Genomic DNA, 21,362 nt, shown 5'->3' on the forward strand with positions numbered 1-21,362 from the left:
CGGCGAGAGCACGACGGAAAGACCAGCGAGAACACAGAAGGAGCAGCCATGAGCGGGAACCGCAAGCCCTGGCACGGTGTCGTCGTCGCGACGAGTCTGCCGTTCACCTCCGATCTCACGGTCGACTACGGCGCCTACGCGGACAGCGTCGCCCATCTCGCCGAGCAGGGACTGCACGGCGTCGCGCCGAACGGATCGCTGGGGGAATACCAGACGCTGACGTACGAGGAGCGCGACCGCGTCGTGGAGACGGCCGTCGCGAGCGCCCCCGAGGGCTTCACCGTGATGCCGGGCGTCGGCGCGTACGGCGGCGTCGAGGCCCGGCGGCACGCCGAGTTCGCAAGGGACGCCGGCTGTCAGGCCGTCATGTGCCTGCCGCCCAACGCCTACCGTGCCGACGACCGCGCCGTGCTGGAGCACTTCGAGCTGGTGGCCTCGGCCGGTCTCCCCGTCACCGCGTACAACAACCCCATCGACACCAAGGTCGACCTGCGCCCGGAGCTGCTGGCCAAACTGCACGCCGAAGGGTTCATCGTCGGGGTCAAGGAGTTCTCCGGGGACGTCCGGCGCTGCTACGAGATCGCCGAGCTGGCTCCCGGCCTCGACCTCCTGATCGGCACCGACGACACCGTGCTGGAGGTCGCCGTCGCCGGCGCCAGGGGCTGGGTCGCCGGCTATCCGCAGGTCTTCCCCCGAGCCTGCCTCGCCCTGTACGAGGCGGCGGTCGCCGGCGACCTGGAGACGGCCCTGCCGCTCTACCGCCGGCTGCATCCCATCCTGCGCTGGGACAGCAGGACCGAGTTCGTCCAGGCCATCAAGCTCGGCCAGGACATGACCGGCCGGTACGGCGGCGGCTGCCGCCCGCCCCGGCAGCCGCTCACCTCTCGGACCGAGGCCGTCGTGCGCGCCGACACCCAGGCCCTCATCGACGCCGGGACCGACTGACGATGCGCTCGGCCGTCTGCTACCACGCCGTCGACTCGCACACCGAGGGCATGCCCACCCGGGTCATCACCGGCGGTGTCGGTGTCCTCCCCGGGGCGACCATGTTCGAACGGCGACAGCGCTTCATCGCCGAACGCGACCACCTGCGCACTCTTCTCATGTGCGAACCGCGAGGACACGCATCCATGTCCGGTGCGATCCTGCAGCCACCGACCCGTCCGGACGCGGACTACGGAGTCCTGTACATCGAGGTGTCCGGCTGCCTGCCGATGTGCGGACACGGCACCATCGGCGTCGCGACGGTCCTCGTCGAGACGGGCATGGTCGAGGCCGTCGAGCCGGAGACCCTGGTCCGTCTCGACACTCCGGCGGGGCTGGTAACGGCCCGGGTGCGGGTGCGCGACGGCCACGCCGAGTCGGTGACCCTGGAGAACGTGGCGTCGTACTGCCACGCGCTCGACCAGGTCGTCGACGTCGAGGGCTACGGCCCGGTGCGCTACGACATCGCCTACGGCGGCAACTTCTACGCCTTCGTCCGGCTGGAGGATCTCGATATCCCCTTCGAACGGGCGCAGAAACAGCGGATGCTCGACGCCGGTCTGGCCGTCATGGAAGCGATCAACGAGCAGAACCCGGTGACCCACCCGGAGAACCCCGCCATCGACGTCTGCCACCACGTCTATCTGGAAGCCCCCGGATCGACGGCGGAGCACTCGCGGCATGCCATGGCGATCCATCCGGGATGGTTCGACCGGTCGCCGTGCGGCACGGGCACCAGCGCCCGGATGGCGCAGCTGCACGCCCGCGGCCGGCTGCCGGTCGGCCGGGACTTCGTCAACGAGTCGTTCATCGGCTCCCGGTTCACCGGTCGCCTTCTCGGCGAGACGACGGTCGGGGACCGGCCGGCCGTCCGGCCGGCCGTCACCGGACGCGCCTGGATCACCGGCACCGCGCAGTACCTGCTCGACCCGTCGGACCCGTACCCGGCCGGCTTCACGCTCTGAGCGCCCCCGTGCGCTGCCGCGCACCGTGTCCGCCCCCGTGCGCCCTCGCGCGGCGCACGGGAGCGGATCCGGTCAGTACCGGGTGGTCACGGTGACTCCGGAGAAGTCCCGCACCCCGTGCAAGGTGATGTAGTTGTAGCCGGCCGGCGGACTGGTGACGGTCAGCGTGTGGGTGTTGCCGCTGCCGGTCGCACGGGCGGTGTGGCTTGTGCTGGTGGCCCAGCCGGTGCCGTCGTAGTACAGATCGGCGTCACCGGTCCCGCCTGACGTGGTGATCGTCAACCGGTCCACGCCGGACGGCAGATAGAGGTACAGGTAGTCGTTGTCGCCGGCGCCCGCGGACCGGTCGCTCCGCCGGCAGTCGCGGCCCAGGACCCTGGCGTCCTGGTCGGCGCACTCGGTCACGGCGCCGCCGTCGGAGCCCACCGTGACGGACTTGGTGACCGCGCCGGTCGCGCCCCTGTCGTCGGTGACCGTGAGCCGGACGCTGTACGTACCCGCCGTCCCGTACGTCTTGGCGGGGCTGGTGGCGGTGGAGGTGGTGCCGTCGCCGAAGTCCCACGACCGGGAGACGACGGTGCCGTCGGCGTCGGTGGAACGGTCGGCGAACGTGGCCTTCATGCCCTGCACCGTCGCGTCGAACGCCGCGGTCGGGGCCTTGTTGCCGGGCGGGTTGGTGCCACCGGCGCAGTCACCTGCCGCGCAGTCGGCCAGCCAGGCAGACCAGTCGGTGTCGTAGCGGCTGCCGATGGTGCGGGTCAGATAGGTGCGCGCGGCGTTCCAGTCGCCGGAGCGGTAGTGGCCGAGCACCGTCCGCATGTCGGCGGGGTGCTTCTCCAGCATGTACCGGACGGCGAGGTAGCCCCAGCGGTACACACGGGTCGTGTCGTGACTGTAAGTGGTGTCGAACAAGGCGCTCAGGGAGTAGGTGCCGCGGCCCGCCTCGGTCATCGCCTCGTCGTAGGCGAGACCGCGGTAGGAGTAGGAGACGTACTCGGCGAAGCCCTCGATCCACCAGATGGTCGGGGTGCTGACATTGGTGTCGAAGTCGCCGTACATGTCGAACCGGCCGTCGAGGTAGTGGGTGTACTCGTGGTTCAGGTTCCAGATCTGGAAGTCCGGACGCAGCCACTCGGCCTCGTATGCGATGAAGCGGGGCTGGTTGCCGACGGCCGCCGGGTCGCCTTCGAGGTACATCCCGCCGTTGTTGGTGTCGATTCCGTACAGAGCGCCGGCGTAGGTCTGGTAGTCGGTGCCGGAGTCGAAGACGACGACCTCGATGGTGTCGTTGCGGTCGTCCGCGACCGGGCCGCTGTCCCGGACGAGGCCGTGGAAGTAGGCGTCCTGCTCGCGCATGCTGCCACAGCTGGACGACAGCTCGGCCGACGTCATCTGCTGCGCCCTGATGGTGATGCCGGAACCGCACGCGTACGTCACCGGCAGTACGGCCTCGGCCAGTTGGTCCTGCAGGTCGCAGGTGCCGTAGTAGGCGCAGTTGGCCCGGTCGTAGTAGTCGGCCATCTCGGCGACGCCGACCCAGAGCGGGGCGCCGGCTCCCTTGATCGAGGACGAGTTCAGCAGTCCGGCCGCGAGAGGACGGACCTTGGAGAGCAGGGCCGGGTGCTGGAGGAACCGGCCGAGTTCACGTCCGGCGTTCGACGTGAGGTAGGACTGGTCGGTCCCGAGCAGCGCGAGGTGGCGGGAGGCGAAGCCGTACAGCGCGTCGATCAGGCCGGGGTCGGACTCCACGGCGGCGACGAACGCGGGCACCTGATGACCGCGGAAGGTGACCGTGTACACGTTGTTGACCGCGTTGAGCATCCACCAGGAGGCGTTCCACGACGAGTCGTACTCCGCCAGCAGCCGCTTCAGTACGGGGATGTAGCGGGCGTTCTCCTCGGCGCTGTCGATGAGGGTGACGGCCTCGGCGAGGGTCTCGCCGTTGGCGTCCGTGACGTCGTGCGAGTGGGCGGCGGCGAAGAACGCGTCCAGGCCCGAGCGGATCGCGGTCCGCAGGGTGTCGCCGTAGGCGCCGACGGCGTCCGGGTTGTAATAGTGCACGTAGTAGCCGGCCCGCAGGTACAGCACGAGCTGGGGCATGCCGGTACTGGCATCACCGGGGTAGGACGCCGACCCGTCGCGCACCGCTCCCGCGACGGAGACCATCTGGGCCTCCCGGAAGGCGCCGTGGGCGTCGCTTCCGGTCAGGCTGAACAGGGTGTTGACGCAGTCGGCCGTGGACGCCTTGATCTGCCGCACCAGTTCGCCGCCGGTACGGCCGGTGAAGTCGGACGTGTCGCAGGCGGCGGCGGACTCCTTCGCGCTCCGGCCGCGGTCGGCGGTGGCGTCCTTCGACGCGGAGGGCCGGGGCGGTGGCGCCGCCGTCCTGCCGTAGGGCTGCTTGAGCACGTCCTTGCCCGCCGCCAACGGCGGTATGAGGGACGCCTCCAGGCGCCCCTCACCGACATGCGCGCCGTCGGCGGTGGCGGTCTGCGCCACGGGCGCGGCACCGGAGTGCCGCTCACCTCGGGACGCGGTGGACGCGGAAGGCTCGGCGGTGCCGGCTCGGGCATCGGCCGGGTGGGCGAGCAGGCTCGCGCCCAGTGCCCAGGCGAGGGTCAGGGGCAGTACCGCACCCAGACATCGCCGGACGAGGGTGGTTCTCACTGGTGCCTCCCATGAGGGGATCGGGTCACGCGACCGCGTGATCGATGGGATGAACTGACGGGGTCTCGAGTCGGGGGAGAGGGCCGCGCCTTCGGCTGAACGGAACGCCGGCAGAGTGCTTGCTTGGCATGCCCACGACTAATCTGTGACATGTACCATTGCACAGTTGGCATGTTTCAGGGAAGCCGTCCGACCGAACGAGCGGTTACCGCATCGCCGACGACCGGTGCACGGGGAACGGTGAACGGGCCTGGTTCGGCAGTGTCGTGATGTTGCGGTGTCCTTGTCGGACACGACAGGGCGGGAAGGGACGGGCCGCGCCCGTTCGCCGCCCGGCGAGGTGCGCGGGACCTACCGCTTGCCGGTCCGAAGCGACTGCTCGCCGCCCTCGGTGCCGGCCGATCCGCCCGCGGACCCGGTGGCGGATCCGTCCGCCGATCCGTCCGCCCACAGAGTGCGGATGTGCGCGAGGTGGCGGCGCATGCAGTCCTCGGCCTCCCGCGCCCGGCCGGCCACCATCAGGTCGAGGAGCTCGACGTGCTCCTGAGCGGAGGCCACCAGGTGCCCGGACTCGTTGAGATGGCCGAGCCCGTACAGTCGCGACCGCTTGCGCAGGTCGGCCACCACCTCGACGAGGTGCTGGTTCCCGGCGAGTGACAGCAGTTCGAGATGGAACCGGTGATCGGCTTCCAGGTACCTGAGGATGTCCTGCTTCCGGGCCGCCGTCACGATCTCCCGCGCGAGCGGGCGCAGCGCCTCCAACTGCTCCGCGGACGCCGTCCCGGCGACCCGGCCCACGATGGGAACCTCGATGAGCGTACGGATCTCCGTGAACTCGTCGAGGTCCTGGTCCGTCATCTCGGTGATGCGGAACCCCTTGTTGCGGACCGCCTCGACCAGACCCTCCCGGGCCAGATCGAGCATGGCCTCCCGGACCGGAGTGGCGGAGACACCCAGCTCGGCCGCCAGGGCGGGAGCGGAGTAGACGACACCCGGACGCAGTTCGCCGGCGATGAGCGCGGCCCGGAGCGCGTCGGCCACCTGGTCGCGCAGGTGTGTCTGGACCGAGATCGTCTGTGATGTGAGATGAGCCATCTGCGCTCCTCCGAGCCCTCGGTCCGATCACCTCCCACCATACAATGTCACGTTGTTCAGGCTCGGTCCTGGGCTCGACCCCGGAGACCTCTGCTCGCCTCCGCGCTCACCGGGACGACGCCACCCACTCCTCCACCTCGTCGGCACCGCGCGGCAGACCCGAGGACAGACACACCGCCCCGTCGGCCGTGACGACGAAGTCGTCCTCGATCCGCACGCCGATACCGCGCAGTTCCTCGGGCACCGTCAGATCGTCGGGCTGGAAGTACAGACCGGGTTCGACGGTGAGGACATGACCGGCCTCCAGCCTCCCGCCCTGGTAGGTCTCGTCGCGGGCGCCGGTACAGTCGTGGCAGTCCAGGCCGAGCATATGGCCCGAGCCGCACACCGTGTACCTGCGGTACCGCTCGGACACGGGGGTCGACGTCGTACCGCCGGGCGGTCGCAGACCCCAGCCGTCGAGCCCTTCGGCGATGACACGCATCGCGGCCTCGTGGAACTCTCCGTACGGGACGCCGGGCCGCAGCGCGGCGATGCCGGCCGACTGGGCCGCGAACACGAGGTCGTACACGCGCCGTTGGGCATCGGTGAAGCGGCCGCCGACCGGCAGCGTCCGGGTGACGTCGCCCGTGTGGAAGGAGTCCGCCTCGACGCCGGCGTCGAGCAGCAGCAGATCACCGTCCCGCACCGGGCCGTCGTTGCGCATCCAGTGCAGAACGCAGGCATGCGTCCCGGCCGCCGCGATGGTCTCGAAACCCAGGCCGTGACCGTCCAGCCGGGCGCGCCGGTTGAAGGTGCCCTCGATCCAGCGCTCACCCCGCGCCAGGCGGGTGGCGCAGGGCAGATCGCCCACGACGTCGTGGAACCCGGCGACCGTACTGCCCACGGCGGCACGGAGTTGCTCGACCTCCCACTCGTCCTTGACCAGCCGCGACTCCGCCAGGAAGCTCGCCAGTTCCGCCTCCGCCGGACCGCTGGACGGCACCAGTGTGTCGACCAGGGAGTCCTGCCCGCGCACCACCCGGGTCGGGACACGGTGCGCGAGGGCCCGCTCCAGGCCGTCGCGGGCGGCGACCTCGAGGCCGAGAGCGTCCGCCGTCTCGGTCAGTGTCCGCCGCCGTCCCACCCAGAACTCGCCGTACCGCCGGTCGCTGTGGAACTCCGCGCCGTGCGGCCCGCCGTCACGCGGCGATCGCGGCCGCGTGAACAGCGTGACCGCGTGCCCGCTGCCGGTGGGCTCGAAGACGAGAACGCTGTCCGGGACCGCCTGTGTGCCCTGCTCGCCGGTGAGATGGACGAACGCCGAGTGGGGGCGGAAGGCGTGGTCGAAGTCGTTGCTGCGGACCTTCAGCCCGCCCGACGGCACGACGATCCGCTCGCCGGGGAACCGCTCGGACACCGCGGAGCGCCGCTTGGCCGCCCACGCCGCCCCCGACAGTGGCGGCGGTCTCATGCCAGTGTCCGCCCACCCGCCGCGGAAGGGATCGCGCGCCGGGGCGGGAGCCCCACCGTCGCGACCGTCCGGCCCGGGCGGGCCGTTGTGCTGTTCCATCACCGGATCACCTCCATGTTCGTGTACGTGGATGCCCGACGGCGCCGGGCACCGTCCGGACGAGGCGCGTCACGGCTCCAGGGCGTACGTCGCCGGAAGCAGTCTCATCAGCAGTTCGACTCCGCCGGGAGTGATCGACCAGAGTCCGGAGCGCTCCGGATCACCGACGTCGCGACCGCCCTCGCACATCGCCTCGGGACTGCGTCCGACCGCCGCGGGGACCGGTACGACGGCCCAGCAGCGCTTGCCGCCGGCGGTGCGCTCGGCACCGTGGAGCAGGCAGAGTCCGTCGACGAGGGCGAGACCACGGCCCCCTTCACGGTCGCCGTCCGCCTCGCGGCGGCCCGGCAGCACCGGGCTGCCGTCGAGCACCGCGACGACGAGCAGGCCCTGATCCCACGACACCTCGACGGTCAGGGGCCCGCCGGCGTGCCGCAGCCCGTTGGTGAGCAGTTCCGAGGCCACCACTTCCACACGGAAGAGCAGGCCCTCGTCCATGGGCACCCCCAGCGAGACCACGGCCGCCGAGACACGGTGGCGGGCGCCGCGGACCGCGGCCGCGGTTGCCTCGAGGGTGAAGCGGAGCTGGGGGGAGGGCATGGTGCGTCTCCTCGGAAGATGATGTCCCCGCACTGCCGTCGGCGGGCACAGCGGCCGGTGACGAGGTCCGCGCTCCAGGGGAGTGAGCGCGCGACATGGAGATTTCCACGACCGGATCCGCTCCGACAACGGGTCCGGCCATAAGAGAAGGGGCGGACGAGGCATAACCCCGACCCGCCACGCAGCCCCTGGGACACCGGACCGCAGTGCACGGACGCAGAGGCGGGGCGCCGCGTCCACGCGTCCGTCCGCCCGTCGCATAATGGTCGGGCTTCCCGAGCGTCGAGGTGTGCTGTGGAACTTGAGCTGCGTCATCTGCGGGTCCTGTGCGCGATCGCGGACTCCGGCAGTGTCGGACGGGCCGCTGCCGTACTCGGCTTCACGCAGCCCGCGCTGAGTACCCAGCTGCGCCGCATCGAGCGGTTGCTCGGCGAGGGGCTGTTCGTGCGCGGCAACACGGGCGTGGAACTGACCGCGTACGGCGTCGAGGTCGTCAGCCGGGCACGGGACATACTGTCCCGGGCCGAGGCGCTCGGCCGACGGCACGGCAACGGCTCGCCCGGAGCGGGAGGCCGCACTTTGCGGCTGGGAGTCACCAACACCCCCGTGCTGCCCGACCTGCTGGGCAACCTGCGCGAAGGGTGCCCGGACCTCACGGTCTCCGTCTGCAGTGTGTACGCCACCGGCGAGCTCCTCAGGCTCCTGGAGGCCGGTGAACTCGACGCGGCACTCGGCATGGACTATCCCGGCCTGCCCCTGCGCCACTCCGCCGCCCTGGCGCACCGCGCCATCAACACCGTTCCGGTCTTCGTGGCCATGCACTCCGGCCATCCCCTGGCACACCGCGTGGAGGTCCCCCTGGAGGAACTGTCCGAGGACACCTGGTTCGTCTCCTCCGACGACGGAGTGGGGTGGCCCGCCGCCTTCCTCGACGCGTGCGACGCGGCGGGCTTCGTCCCAGAGAGCACGCATGAGTTCCACATCCTCGAACAACTCCAGGCGATGATCGCCATGGGCCTCGGGGTGGCTGTCGTGCAGCCGACCATCCGGCCCATCGACGGCGTCCTGGTCAAACCGCTGGCCGGGGACCCCCTCTGGCAGCGCCACCTGCTTGTCTGGCGCCGGGAGGCCGTGGAGCCGGCGGTGGCCGAGGCACTGCACCACCACGCCGTGCGCGTCTACCGGCACCTCCTGGCGCAGGCCCCCCACCTGCAGAGCTGGGCGGCCCGGGCCTACGGCGGCCGCCCGCCGTCGCCACGCCATGCCGTCGGACCGTGAGGGGAACGGCCCGGGAAACCCGAAAGGATGAACGCTGAGGGATCTCCGTCTGCCCTTGTGATCGATCCTCCAGACTGCGACGTGCGTATCCACATCCGTGCTCCCCGGCGGGCCTGCGCGGCGCACCGCGTACGTGGCGCCGACGCGCCCTCGCGAGAGTGCGAGGCGATGGAGGGGGAAGGGTGGCGCAGCGGCACACGCTGTTCAAGGACAGAGCCCGTTACTGGTTCGACAGCACGCTGGCCCGCGGCGCTGCGGCTCTGGTCGGCTGGATGGCACTTCTGTGCCTGGCCGTCGTCGTCCCGGCCAGCGCGGTGGTGGTGTGGACCGACCCCGACGCACCGGCGTCCCTGAGGGACCGGTTGGCGGAGGTATGGCACCTCACCGGGGAGACACTGCGGCTGGGCGGTGCGACGGGTACGCCGCTGCGGGCGCTGACGTCGGTGTTGCTCGCACTGGTCACCCTGCTGTACGTCTCGACGCTCGTCGGCCTGATCACGACGGCGCTCACGGAGCGACTCAACGCGCTGCGGCGGGGCCGTTCCACCGTGCTCGAACAGGGGCATGCCGTGGTCCTGGGGTGGTCGGAACAGGTCTTCACGGTGGTGAGCGAGCTGGTGGCCGCCAACGCCAACCAGCGGCGTGCGGCGGTGGTGGTGCTGGCCGACCGGGACAAGACCGTCATGGAGGAGGCACTGAGCACGAAGGTGGGCTCCTTCGGCCGTACTCGGCTGATCTGCCGCAGCGGCCCCACCACCGACCCGGCAGTGCTCCCTCTGACCAGTCCGGCCACGGCGGGTGTCGTGCTGATCCTGCCGCACGACGAGCCGGACGCCGACGCCGAGGTGGTCAAGACGCTGCTGGCGCTCAGGGCGGCTCTGGTCGGAGAGGGAACCCGTCCGCCCGTCGTCGCCGCCCTCCGCGACGACCGGTACCGCCTGGCCGCGCGGCTCGCCGCCGGGCCGGGCGGCGTCGTCCTGGAGAGCGACACCATCACCGCCCGGCTGATCGTCCAGGCCGCCCGCCGCCCCGGGATCTCCCTCGTCCACCAGGAACTGCTCGACTTCGCCGGCGACGAGTTCTACCTGATCACCGAGCCGGCCCTGATCGGCCGCCCGTTCGGCGACGCGCTGCTGTCCTACTCGACGTCGAGTGTCGTCGGACTGGTGCGAGGAGACAGTCCCCTGCTCAACCCGCCGCCGGAGACACCCATCGTTCCCGACGACCTGCTCGTCGTCGTTTCCCACGACGACGACACGGTCTGGCTGGACGACTGCGAAGAGTTGGCCGAGGAGGCGGCCATGGCATCCGGCCCCGCGACGCCCGCCCGCGCGGAGCGGGTCCTCCTGCTGGGCTGGAACCGCCGAGCACCGCTCATGGTCGACCAGCTGCGCCGCCGGGCCCGGCCCGGATCAGTCGTCGACGTGGTGGCGGAACCCGGAGAGGCGACGATCAGTCAGGTGAGCGACGCCGACGAGTGCGGCGGGACCGGTCTGAGCCTGACACTGCGCCACGGGGACATCACCCGTCCCGAGACCCTGCGACGCCTGGACGTTCACTCCTACGACAGCGTGATCGTGCTCGGCCGTGACCCCGCCCCCGGACAGCCGACGGACGAACCCGACAACCGTACGCTCGTCACCCTGCTGCTCCTGCGTCAACTGGAGGAAACCACCGGGCGGGAACTGCCGGTGGTCACCGAACTGACCGACGACCGGAACCGGGCGCTGGCCCCCATCAGCCCCGGAGCCGACGTGATCATCAGCGGCAAGCTCATTGGCCTGCTCATGACGCAGATCTCCCAGAACCGGCACTTGGCGGCGGTGTTCGAGGAACTGTTCTCCGCCGACGGCACCGGGGTCCGCCTGCGGCCGGCCACTGACTACGTGCTGCCAGGCAGCGATACGGCCTTCGCCACAGTGGTGGCCGCGGCACGTCGTCGGGGTGAATGCGCCATCGGTTACCGAAGCCGCGCACTTGCACAGACGGGTTCCGGCGGCGTGCGCATCAATCCACCCAAGGGCGAGCGACGCCGGTGGACGGCCGAGGACGAGGTGATCGTCATCGGCAAGGACTGACGAACAGGCCCGGCAGGGCCGGATCGCTGACCGGAGATCGTATGGCGGAAGACCGTATGGCCGGGGCCGGTGACCGGATCGATATCGGATCGCGTGAGGTGGCCGCCGCTGACACGCTGCTCCCATGGATCACACGGAAGTACTGCTCATCGGAGGACGAGCCGGTGTCGGCAAGACGACGGTGGGATGGGAGGTTTCGGCGCTGCTGCGCTCCGAGGCGGTCGCTCACGCGATCATCGACGGGCGACTTCATGGGCCAGGTCCATCCGGCTCCGGAGGGAGACCCCCACCGCGCGGAGATCACCGAGAGCAATCTGACTGCCGTGTGGGCGAACTTCGCCCAACGCGGCTACCGACGCCTGATCTATACGAACACCATGAGCGTGCTGCCGGAGGCGACGGGCATGTTCCAGCGCGCCATGGGGGCGGGGGCGGGGATCACACGAGTCCTGCTCACCGCCTCCGATGCCACCGCCCGCGAAGGCGACGGACGGGCGGCTCGTCGTCGACATCGCGCGGGAGGTGGCCACCGCCACCGGTTGGACCGGGCCGCACTTCACTCGCGCCTTCACGGGCCTGTCATGTATTAATAATTAATGTGTGGCGCTATCATGGGCCCGCGATCGCGCCTGCGGCGCCAACCCCGCGCGCCTCGGGTGCGCCCGATGTCAAGGAGATGGCGACATGGCGGCCTACAGTACTCGCGGCGTGCACGGACAGGTGGTCCAGTCGCTCGGAGCGCGCATCGTGGGCGGCGCCGTACCGGAGGGCACCACGCTGGATGTGCGGGCGCTGGGGGAGGAGCTCGATGTCAGTCTGACCGTGATGCGGGAGTCGCTGAAGGTCCTTGCCGGCAAGGGGCTCGTCGACGCACGGCAGAAGCGGGGCACGTTCGTCAGGGCGCGCAAGGACTGGAACCTGCTCGACGCGGATGTCATCCGTTGGCGCGTCGAAGGTGGCGCCGGCGAGGATCTGATGCGAGACCTCGCCGATGTCCGGTCCATAATCGAGCCCGCTGCTGCCCACCGTGCCGCCCTGCACAGGACCGCCGCCGACCTCGACGCCTTGGAGGCGGCACTCGGCCTCATGGGGCGGGCTCGAACGGACTCGTCCGACGCGGCCGAGGCCGACGCGGCCTTCCATCGCGCGCTTCTCGTGGCCACCGGCAACGAGATGCTGGCACGCATGGACATGCTGCTCGAACCGGGCCTGCGGGAGCGGGACCGTCTCGTTCACGCCCATGAGTCCGTCGACGATCCCGTGCCCAGCCACCGTGCCGTCCTCGATGCCGTGCGCGACGGTGACGCCGCCCGAGCCGAACTCGCCATGCTCGATCTCCTGGCGAAGGCGGTCGAAGACTTGGATCAGCTCGCTGGGCGGGCGGTCGGCGCCGCAGGTGGCAGCCCCGCCCGGGCCCGCTGATTCGGCGCCGGTTCGACGCGCCGCCGCCGGTACGCCGGGGCGGCGCGTTCCTCCATTGTGATCGGTGCCTCGCTGAGGCATCTTGGCCTCACTCAATAATTCATATTTAATATCCTTGGGGAGGCGGCCATGACCGCCGACCACAACCGTCCCGTCCGCGCCGCAGCCTTCGGAGCCGCCCATGCCGTCCATGTATCCGCAGCCTTCCGGGGCCTGGCCCCGTTTTGACGGGCGCGTCGCCGTGGTCACGGGCGCGGCCGGGGGGATCGGTGCGGCCGTAGCCCGACGGCTCGCCGACGAGGGGGCCCGCGTTCTCGTCGCCGACATCGACGCGTCGGAAGGGGAGCGCACGGCCCGCGCCATCCGGGACGCCGGCGGGGAGGCGATGTTCCACCCGACCGACGTGAGCGACGAAGGGTCCTGGGCCGCGGCGTTGGACGCCGTTCGCGGCGCCTACGGCCCCGTCTCGGCTCTCGTCTCCAACGCCTATTCCGTGCGTGTGGCGCCCGCCCACGACACCACGCTCGACCAGTGGAACCAGCAGCTCGGAGTAACGCTGACCGGAGCTTTCCTCGGCTTTCGTGCCTGCCTGGACGACTTGCGCGCCACCCGTGGCAGCGCCGTCCTCGTCTCCTCGGTCCACGCCCTCGTCGGACTGCCCGGCCGCCCCGCCTATGCCTCCGCCAAAGCCGGACTCACCGGACTGGCCCGCCAGTTGGCCGTCGAGTACGGGCCCGACGTACGGGTCAACGCGCTGCTGCCCGGGCCCGTGCTCACGCGCGCCTGGGACGGCATCGGCGAGGAGGACCGGCAGCGCAGCGCTGGGCAGACCGTCGCCGCACGGCTCGGCCGTCCCGAAGAGATCGCCGGGGCCACGGCTTTTCTGCTGAGTGACGACGCCTCTTTCGTCACCGGCGCCTCGCTGGTCGTCGATGGCGGCTGGAGCGCCTACAAGACCTCTGCCTGAACCGTGCCTGCCCCCCGCGGAGGACGCCCGTGTCCGGTATCCCGACCGGCCGACGGCACCCGGCCGCACAAAGGAGAAGCATGAAGATCACCCGCGTCGAGACGTTCGCCGTGCCGCCGCGCTGGCTGCTGTGCCGTGTCGAGACGGACGACGGCGTCGTCGGCTGGGGCGAGCCCATGGTCGAGGGCCGTGCGGCCACGGTACGCACCGCCGTGCAAGAGCTGTCCGAACTCCTCGTCGGCCAGGACCCGTTGCGTATCGAGGACCACTGGCAGACCATGACCAAGGGGTCGTTCTACCGCGGCGGCCCCGTTCTCTCCAGCGCGGTCGCCGGACTCGACCAGGCGCTGTGGGACATCGCCGGCAAGGTGTACGGCGCCCCCGTGTACCAGTTGCTCGGCGGCCCCGTGCGCGACCGGGTCCGGGCCTACACCTGGGTCGGCGGCGACGAGCCCGGCCAGATCGCCGAAGCCGTCCGGGAGCAGGTGGAAGCCGGTTTCACCGCCGTCAAGATGAACGCCGGAGGCCGGATGAACCGGCTGGCGACCGTCCGAGACATCGACGAGATCGTCTCCCGTGCGGCGGCCGCCCGCGAGGCCCTCGGCGACGACCGGGACTTCGCCGTCGACTTCCACGGCCGGTTCACCCTCGCCAACGCCGCCAAGCTGCTGCCGCACCTGGCCCCGTACAACCCGCTGTTCGTCGAGGAACCCGTACTCCCCGAGTACACCCACCGGTTGCGGGACCTGACCGCGTCGTCCCCCGTACCGCTGGCCCTCGGCGAGCGCCTCTACTCGCGGACCGACGTTCTGCCCGCTCTCACCGCTGGGGTGGCCGTCCTCCAGCCCGACCTCTCTCATGCCGGCGGCATCTCCGAGGTCCGTCGGATCGCCGCGCTTGCCGAGACCTTCGACGTACTGCTGGCCCCGCACTGCCCGCTGGGACCCGTCTCGCTCGCCGCCAGCCTCCAGGTCGCCTTCGGCACCCCGAACTTCCTCATCCAGGAGCAGAGCATAGGCATCCACTACAACGTGGGCGCCGGTCCGCTGGACTACCTGATCGACACCACGCCGCTGCGGTTCCACGACGGCCACCTGCTGCGCACCGCCGTCCCCGGCCTCGGTATCGAGGTGGACGAGAAGGCGGTCCGCGCCGCCGACAACACCGTCGCGGACTGGCACAACCCGCTGTGGCGGCACACCGACGGCTCCTTCGCCGAATGGTGACCCCGCCCGGTGACCCCCGCCCGACCCCGACCTTCCTGGACGTGACCATGAACGCCCCGCAGCCCCGCGCCACCGACAGCTTCTCCGCCGTGCTGCGGCGCACCCGGCTGGCCGCCATCGTGCGCGGCCCTGACGCCGACGCCGCGCTGCGCACCGTCCTGACCCTGCTCGACGAGGGCGTGTCCCTCGTCGAGGTCTCCCTCAACACGGCCGACGCCCTCGGTGTCATCCGCCGGGCCGTCGCCGAGGCCGGCCCCTCGGCCTTCGTCGGAGCGGGCACCGTGCTGACCGAGGACGACGTCGCCCGCGCCCGGGAGGCCGGCGCGAGCTGGATCGTGACTCCCGCGCTCACGGAGTCCCTGGCCGCCTCGGTCCGCGTCGGACTGCCGGTGCTGGCCGGCGCGCTCACCCCGACCGAGGCCGTCGCCGCCCGGCGCGCCGGAGCCGACGCCGTCAAGCTGTTCCCCGCCTCGCTCGGCGGCCCCTCCTACCTCAAGGCGCTCCGCGACCCCTTCCCGGACCTGCCCTTCGTACCGGTCGGCGGGGTGGACCTGACCGGCGCCGAGCAATACCTCGCGCACGGCGCCGTCGCGGTCGGCGTCGGCTCCCCACTGGTGGGCGACGCCGCGCGCGGCGGCGATCTGGAGGCCCTGCGCGAACGCGCCCGCCGCTTCGTCGCGCTCTGCGCCGGTGACACCACGCGGGGGCGGGCATGAGTACCGGTCCGCACACCGGACAGGCAGCCGCCGACGTCCTGACGTTCGGCGAGACCATGCTCGCCGCGCAACTGCCCGGGCCGCTCGCCATCGGCGCCGAGGCCCGCACCACCATCGCCGGTGCCGAGTCCAACGTGGCCATCGGCCTGGCCCGGTTGGGCCACCGGGCCGCCTGGGCGGGCCTGGTCGGCGGCGACGAACCCGGCCGGCTGATCCTGCGCACGCTGCGTGGCGAAGGCGTGGACACCTCCCCCGCCGGCGTCCGCCCCGAGGCCCCCACCGGCGGCATGCTCCGCGAGCGACGCGTCGCCGACCTGGTCCGCGTCCACTACTGGCGCCGCCACTCCGCCGCCTCCTTGCTCACCCCGGCCGACCTCGCACCCGCTCTACGCACCGGCGCCCGCGTCCTGCATCTGACAGGCATCACCTGCGCCCTCGGCCCCGGCCCGCTGGAGGCGGTGCACGAGGCCGCCGCCCACGCGCACGCCCACGGCTGGACCGTCGCCCTGGACGTCAACCACCGGCAGCGCCTGTGGAGTGCCGAGGACGCGGGAGAGGCACTGCTGCCGCTGCTGGAGCACGTCACCGTCCTGATCGCCTCCGACGACGAACTCCCCGTCGTCACCGGCGCCTTCGCCGAGCCGCCGCGGGGAGAGGAAGCCGCCGTCGACGCGCTGCTGGCAACCGGGGTGCGGGAGGTGGTAGTCAAGCGCGGGGGAGAGGGAGCCGCTTTCCGTGACCGGGCCGGCTACCGGCACACGGTCCCCGCCCTGCGGGTGCCCGTACGGGACACGGTGGGAGCGGGCGACGCGTTCTGCGCCGGCTACCTCTCGGGACTGCTCGACGGACTGTCTCCGGACGGACGCCTCGACCGCGCCAACACCCTCGGCGCGTTCGCCGTCGCCTCGGACGGCGACTGGGAGGGCCTGCCCCGCCGTGACGAACTGGGTCTGCTCACCGCAGCCCCGGGCGCCACGATCCGCTGACCCGTCCACGATCACCGGGAGCGCCTCACCATGACCGATCTGTCGCCTCTGGGCGCACCGGACCGCCTGGAACTCGGCGAGGGCATCCGCTGGGCCGACGGCCGGCTCCTCTGCGTCGACATCCTCACCGGCCGCCTGCTCACCCCCGACGGGGACGGCGCCGCCCCGCTGCGCGTCCTTGCCCACTTGGACGTGCCGCTCGGCGCAGTCGCCCCGGTCACCGGCCGGCCCGGCACCTGGATCGCGGCGGCCGGCACCGGGATCTGCCTGCTCACCCCGGGCACGGGCCCCGAGTGGCTGGCCGACCCCGAGCAGGACGCGCCGACGGCGATGCGCATGAACGACGGCTGCGCCGACCCGCACGGCCGCTTCTGGGCGGGAAGCATGTCCTACGACGGAACACCCGGCGCCGGCTCCCTGTACCGGACCGACCCCGACGGCACGCTCACCCGGGCCCTGGACGACATCACCACCCCCAACGGTCCCGCCTTCGACCGGGACGGCACCACCATGTACCTCGCCGACAGCGCGCGTGGTCTCGTACGGCGCTACTCCGTGGACCCGAGCGACGGCGGTCTCACCGAGGGCGACGAGTTCGCCCGGGTCACCGAGGGCAGCCCCGACGGTATGACCGTGGATGGCGAAGGCGCCCTGTGGACGGCGGTCTGGGGCGCGGGCGAGGTCCGCCGCTACCTGCCCGACGGCACCCTGGCGACCGTACTGAGCCTGCCCGTGACCCAGCCCGCGGGCCTTTGCCTCGGCGGAGACGACGGACGCACCCTGTACGTCACGACGGCCCGGGTGGGACTCGCCGCGCCCGGGCCGCTGGACGGGGCCGTGTTCCGGGCCCGGGTGGAGGTGCCCGGCCTGCCGACGGCCGCCTACCGCTCCATGGCGACCTGACCGCAGTACCCGTACACGTGTGCCCGGTACCACATCCCTCGTGGTCCCGGGCACACGTGTACGAGCGGAGCGGGTCAGCCGGCCACGACCAGCGCTCCCAGGACGTCCGTCCCGCAGCACACCTCCACGCGTACGGCGTCCGGGTCGGCCGGCACTCGGACGGCCAGTACCAGGGGCGTACCCGCTGCGCACTCACCGAGTGGTTGCCGCCGGAGCACCCGGCCCGTGGAGTCCCGTAGCAGCAGGGCCGCCGAGCCGGCGCCCGCCGGTACGCACACGCCGGTCACCTGCCCGTCGTCGGTGTACGTGAGCGGCTCGCTCCACCAGGCGTGCCTGCCGACCGAGGTCACCGCGCCGAGCCGGGGACCGAGGGACACGGTGCCGTCCAGTGCGGCGGTGTCGCCGGGTGCCAGTTCGCGGTAGGGGCCGAGCGCCTCGCACTCCACGACCCGGTGGCGAGGCCGCAGGCCCCCCAGGTGTTCCAGCGGCGCGTCCAGTGGGTGTTCCATCCACACCTCGGCCCGCGAACCGTCATCGGTGTAGGGGGCGGCGGGGTCGACGGGGAAGTGGTAGGTCCAGGTGCCGGCCGGGCCGACGTGGGCGATCCATCCTGCCGCAGTGGGGAAGCCGACCTTGCCGACCACGTCCTGCGCGGGGACGTGGAGGACGTCGCCGTGGCGCTCGAGGCGCGGCCTTCCGGTGCCCGCTACCAGGTCCACGGTGTCCGGCGTGCCGGACCCGGTCGTCCCCAGCCACACCCCGTCACCCGGCCGCTCGGCGGGGTGGCCCGGCAACTGGGTGACGTTCCACAGCGCCCACCGAACGGTCCGTGCCGAGACGTTCTGGGCGCTGAGCCGCAGCGCGAAGTCGCAGCGGCCGGCCGCGAGCGTGATCCGGCGGGTCAGGCGGAGCCCGGTACGGGGATCGTCGCCGCTGTCGAGAGTGATGTCGGCGCGCGAACCGTCGGCCGCGACATCCACCTCGCAGGTGTACGCGCCCGAGTCCAGGACGGGATCCGGGGGACCCGCCCACTCCCCGGGCCCCGACCAGCCCTGCGGGGCCGGCCAGGTCTTGTCGCCGCCCCAGTTGCGCCAGGCGGACATCGGGCCGTCGTGCGGGCCGACGGCCCGCGGGTCCCGGGCGTTGAGCGCGTCGTCCAGAAGGTCCGGGTTCCGGTGGAGGAACTCACGGCCGTCGCGGACCGCCGACAGGACGCGGCCGCCCAACGCGGGAGCGATCACCAACCGGACCAGGCCGTTGTCCACCTCCACGACCTCGTGGCCGGCGCGCGCCCGCCGGACGGCGCTGACCCGGACCTCTCCGGCTCGGTGTGCGGGTGTACTGCTCACGGAGGTGCTCCTCTGAAGAACGGGCCCGGACGGCAGCGGTGGAGTCACTGCCGTCCGGGCCGTACGGAAGGAAAGGAATGACGCGGCGCGTGCGGTCAGTCCTCGAAGACGAGGCAGACCTTGCCCGCGGCGCGGCCCGCCGCCGCCTCGTAGGCGCGCTGGGCCTCGGTGAGCGGGAAGCGGTCGCTGACCAGCCGCTCAGGATGCAGTTCCTGCCGGGCGAGCAGCTCGGCCAGCCGTGTCATGCCCTGCACGGAGGTGACCCAGGAGCCGGAGATCAGCACCTGCTTGTGCAGGACGTCGTCCGAGACGTCGAAATTCATCTGCCCGCCCTCGCCGACGAGCGCGAGCCGGCCGCGCACCCGCAGCGCCTTGAGGGCGAGGGAGCGGGCCGCAGGGTGACCGGAGCAGTCCACGGCCGCTTCGACGCCCATGCCACCGGTCAGCTCCAGCACCCGGTCCAGCGGCTCGGCGGAGGAGTCGAGCACCTCGTCGAACAACCCGAGCGAGCGTGCCCACTCCATCCGTTCGGGGACGACCTCGGCGCCGTACACGGTACGCACGCCGAAGGCGCGGGCGACCATGGCCGCCGCCGCGCCGACCGGGCCGAGCCCGGTGACCAGCAGTCGGTCCGCCCCGCTCAGCGCGATCCGGGAGAGTGCCTCGTAGACCGTGCCGATGCCGCAGGCGATGAAGGCGCCGTCGACGTAGGTGAGCGGCTCGGGCAGCGGGACACAGGTGTTCTCCTCGGCGAGGAGATACGGGGCGTGGCCACCGTCGCGCTGCCAGCCGTAGGCCGCGCGGGACTCGGAGGTGCAGCCGATGAAGTAGCCGCGCGCGCACTCGTCGCACTGGCCGCAGCCGGAGATGTGGTAGACCGCGACCCGGTCGCTGGGCTTGAGTCGCTTGCAGCCGGGGCCCACTTCGACGACCTCGCCGGCCGGCTCGTGCCCCGCCACCACGTCGTCGTAGCGGGCGCCGCCCTCGCCGATGTGGCCGTTGTAGATGTAGTGGATGTCGCTGCCGCAGATACCCGAGGCGCGTGTGCGCAGGACGACCTGGCCGTGACCGGCCCGGGGCCGGGGCGTCTCGCGCAGGTCGACGGTGCCATCACCGGGCAGGAAGGCGCCGGTCATGGTGGCGGTGCTGGAGGGTGTGCTCATGTCGTTCCTCGTTGCTTCGGGTACTGGGTGTGGGGGAGAGGACGCGGCCGGTCAGGACGCTTGGAGGTTCTTCGGCGCGGGGGAGACCGACGGCATGGCACCATCGGTGCGGTGCGACCCCGGGTCCTCGGGCACGTCCAGGTAGCGCCAGGTGAGTACGGCGCCCGCCAGGTACATGCCGATGTAGACGATGACGACGCCGGTGTGGCCGACGAGCGGGTCGACGACGGAGTACGTCAGGGGCCCGACGAAGGTGGAGAGTCCGGCGGCGAGGCTGTAGATGCCCATGGCGTTGCCCTTGTCCTCTTCGGGCACCAGGGACGGCAGCAGCGCGGACAGCGGGATGTATCCGGCGAGCATGATGCCGTAGACGACCGTGGCCAGCAGGGCGACGGCGTAGTTGCCGGGTGCGAGCTGCGGCACCCAGTAGACGAGAGCCACGCCGAGCGCGCAACCGACGCCGCCGGCCCAGGCGATGGTGGAGCGCCAGCCCAGCCGGTCGCTGATCCGGCCGAAGAACGGGTCGGCGAGGATGCCGATGACGCCCATGAAGGTGACCAGGGCGAGGTACTTGGACTCGCTGATGCCCATGTCGTCGGTGAAGAACGACGGCAGGAAGACGAAGAACCCGAAGTACGGGGTGGTGTTGATCATCCGGACCACCGCGGCGATCCCGATGCGCGGGTGGCGCTTGAGCACGCTGACACCGCGCAGCAGTTCCGTTCGGAAGGAGAAGTCCGGGGCCGTGGTGTCGACCATCGGCCGGGTGCCGCGGGCCTCCTTGACGGCGAAGGAGCCGATCGCCGCGCCCACCGCGACCAGCCCCAGGGAGAGCCAGAAGGTGGAGTAGGCGCCGACCAGCGGGATGCTGACGGCGGCGATGGCGGAGCCGATGGTCGGCAGCCCCGCGCTGTAGGCGAACCAGAACCAGCCCGCGGCGGAACCGCGCAGTTCCTTGCGGGCGGTGAGCTGGATCCACAGCAGGAACGCGTAGGCGAACAGCGGATAGGCGATGCCGCGCAGGCCGTAGAAGACGTAGACGAGGAGCTGGTTCTCGCTGGGGAGGGCCACCGTGAGGAAGAGGACCTCGAAGACGATCCAGAGCACCGAGCCGATCCGCATCACACGGCGCGGTCCCCACACGTTGGAAAGGGCACCGGAAAGCCAGGAGCCGAGGGCGACGAAGGCGCCGTAGACGCTGATGACGAGACCCGCGCCGGAGGAGGTGAAGCCGCTGTCGCGGAGGTACGGCTCCAGGTAGTTGGACTCCACGCCGTCGCCGATCATGAAGATCAGAACCGCGACGTATCCCCACATCAGGGGGCGGGGGATGCCTATGCGCTCCATCCAGGGCAGCGCGCTGCGCGGCACCGTCGGCGCGCCGGGGGCTGTGCTCATCGATGGTTCCTTC

The 21,362-nt window shown here is 71.5% G+C and carries 17 protein-coding genes and 1 pseudogene; 11 read left to right on the plus strand and 7 right to left on the minus strand.

Annotated elements, in window-relative coordinates; genetic code table 11:
* Positions 1 to 48 precede the first annotated feature (48 nt).
* Positions 49 to 945, plus strand: a complete 897-nt coding sequence (locus ABEA26_RS10960) for a dihydrodipicolinate synthase family protein (RefSeq protein WP_345591450.1) — start codon at positions 49 to 51, stop codon at positions 943 to 945.
* 2 nt (positions 946 to 947) lie between these two features.
* Positions 948 to 1,949: a proline racemase family protein gene (locus ABEA26_RS10965; RefSeq protein ID WP_345591452.1), complete on the plus strand. Its 1,002-nt coding sequence runs from the start codon at positions 948 to 950 to the stop codon at positions 1,947 to 1,949.
* A 72-nt stretch (positions 1,950 to 2,021) separates the two neighbouring features.
* Here the strand turns inward: ABEA26_RS10965 and ABEA26_RS10970 are convergent, their stop codons facing one another.
* The 4 genes from ABEA26_RS10970 to ABEA26_RS10985 all read right to left on the minus strand — a co-directional run bounded on the left by ABEA26_RS10970 (position 2,022) and on the right by ABEA26_RS10985 (position 7,863).
* Entirely contained in the window at positions 2,022 to 4,616 is a 2,595-nt protein-coding gene (locus tag ABEA26_RS10970) for a collagenase (protein ID WP_345591453.1), read from the minus strand.
* A gap of 351 nt (positions 4,617 to 4,967) precedes the next feature.
* The gene (locus tag ABEA26_RS10975) at positions 4,968 to 5,711 is read right to left on the minus strand and encodes a GntR family transcriptional regulator (RefSeq protein ID WP_345591455.1); all 744 of its coding nucleotides are present in this window, start codon (positions 5,709 to 5,711) and stop codon (positions 4,968 to 4,970) included.
* Between the two features lie 106 nt (positions 5,712 to 5,817).
* Positions 5,818 to 7,263, minus strand: a complete 1,446-nt coding sequence (locus ABEA26_RS10980) for an aminopeptidase P family protein (RefSeq protein ID WP_425587816.1) — start codon at positions 7,261 to 7,263, stop codon at positions 5,818 to 5,820.
* A gap of 69 nt (positions 7,264 to 7,332) precedes the next feature.
* Positions 7,333 to 7,863 carry an ATP-binding protein gene (locus ABEA26_RS10985; protein WP_345591457.1) on the minus strand — a complete coding sequence of 177 codons (531 nt, stop codon included), beginning with the start codon at positions 7,861 to 7,863 and terminating at the stop codon, positions 7,333 to 7,335.
* A 294-nt stretch (positions 7,864 to 8,157) separates the two neighbouring features.
* On the opposite strand from ABEA26_RS10985, the gene ABEA26_RS10990 reads away from it, so the two are divergent.
* The 9 genes and pseudogenes from ABEA26_RS10990 to ABEA26_RS11030 all read left to right on the plus strand — a co-directional run bounded on the left by ABEA26_RS10990 (position 8,158) and on the right by ABEA26_RS11030 (position 17,439).
* Positions 8,158 to 9,141, plus strand: coding sequence for a LysR family transcriptional regulator (locus ABEA26_RS10990; protein ID WP_345591459.1), 984 nt, complete (start codon positions 8,158 to 8,160; stop codon positions 9,139 to 9,141).
* Between the two features lie 182 nt (positions 9,142 to 9,323).
* Positions 9,324 to 11,219, plus strand: a complete 1,896-nt coding sequence (locus ABEA26_RS10995; protein ID WP_345591460.1) for a CASTOR/POLLUX-related putative ion channel — start codon at positions 9,324 to 9,326, stop codon at positions 11,217 to 11,219.
* A 124-nt stretch (positions 11,220 to 11,343) separates the two neighbouring features.
* Positions 11,344 to 11,816, plus strand: a pseudogene (locus ABEA26_RS11000) (ATP-binding protein).
* Positions 11,817 to 11,903: 87 nt separating this feature from the next.
* Positions 11,904 to 12,641 carry a FadR/GntR family transcriptional regulator gene (locus ABEA26_RS11005; RefSeq protein WP_345591461.1) on the plus strand — a complete coding sequence of 246 codons (738 nt, stop codon included), beginning with the start codon at positions 11,904 to 11,906 and terminating at the stop codon, positions 12,639 to 12,641.
* Between the two features lie 190 nt (positions 12,642 to 12,831).
* Positions 12,832 to 13,608, plus strand: coding sequence for an SDR family NAD(P)-dependent oxidoreductase (locus ABEA26_RS11010; RefSeq protein WP_345591487.1), 777 nt, complete (start codon positions 12,832 to 12,834; stop codon positions 13,606 to 13,608).
* A gap of 80 nt (positions 13,609 to 13,688) precedes the next feature.
* Positions 13,689 to 14,834: a galactonate dehydratase gene (gene dgoD / locus ABEA26_RS11015; protein ID WP_345591462.1), complete on the plus strand. Its 1,146-nt coding sequence runs from the start codon at positions 13,689 to 13,691 to the stop codon at positions 14,832 to 14,834.
* A gap of 47 nt (positions 14,835 to 14,881) precedes the next feature.
* Positions 14,882 to 15,550, plus strand: coding sequence for a bifunctional 4-hydroxy-2-oxoglutarate aldolase/2-dehydro-3-deoxy-phosphogluconate aldolase (locus ABEA26_RS11020; RefSeq protein WP_345591489.1), 669 nt, complete (start codon positions 14,882 to 14,884; stop codon positions 15,548 to 15,550).
* Positions 15,547 to 16,536 carry a sugar kinase gene (locus ABEA26_RS11025; protein WP_345591464.1) on the plus strand — a complete coding sequence of 330 codons (990 nt, stop codon included), beginning with the start codon at positions 15,547 to 15,549 and terminating at the stop codon, positions 16,534 to 16,536. The genes ABEA26_RS11020 and ABEA26_RS11025 overlap by 4 nt, the downstream gene beginning before the upstream one ends.
* 30 nt (positions 16,537 to 16,566) lie before the next feature.
* Positions 16,567 to 17,439, plus strand: coding sequence for an SMP-30/gluconolactonase/LRE family protein (locus tag ABEA26_RS11030; RefSeq protein ID WP_345591466.1), 873 nt, complete (start codon positions 16,567 to 16,569; stop codon positions 17,437 to 17,439).
* A 74-nt stretch (positions 17,440 to 17,513) separates the two neighbouring features.
* Here the strand turns inward: ABEA26_RS11030 and ABEA26_RS11035 are convergent, their stop codons facing one another.
* From ABEA26_RS11035 to ABEA26_RS11045, 3 genes are all read right to left on the minus strand, one after another.
* A complete protein-coding gene (locus ABEA26_RS11035; protein WP_345591467.1) occupies positions 17,514 to 18,788 on the minus strand; it encodes a DUF4380 domain-containing protein in 1,275 nt (424 codons plus the stop codon).
* A gap of 95 nt (positions 18,789 to 18,883) precedes the next feature.
* Positions 18,884 to 19,951 (minus strand): zinc-dependent alcohol dehydrogenase family protein, encoded by a 1,068-nt coding sequence (locus ABEA26_RS11040; RefSeq protein WP_345591468.1) that lies wholly within the window; start codon positions 19,949 to 19,951, stop codon positions 18,884 to 18,886.
* 51 nt (positions 19,952 to 20,002) lie between these two features.
* The gene (locus ABEA26_RS11045; RefSeq protein WP_345591470.1) at positions 20,003 to 21,349 is read right to left on the minus strand and encodes an MFS transporter; all 1,347 of its coding nucleotides are present in this window, start codon (positions 21,347 to 21,349) and stop codon (positions 20,003 to 20,005) included.
* Between the last annotated feature and the right edge of the window lie 13 nt (positions 21,350 to 21,362).

Origin of the sequence: Streptomyces marokkonensis (assembly GCF_039539045.1) — a bacterium.
In the GTDB taxonomy this organism is placed as follows: Bacteria; Actinomycetota; Actinomycetes; order Streptomycetales; family Streptomycetaceae; genus Streptomyces; species Streptomyces marokkonensis.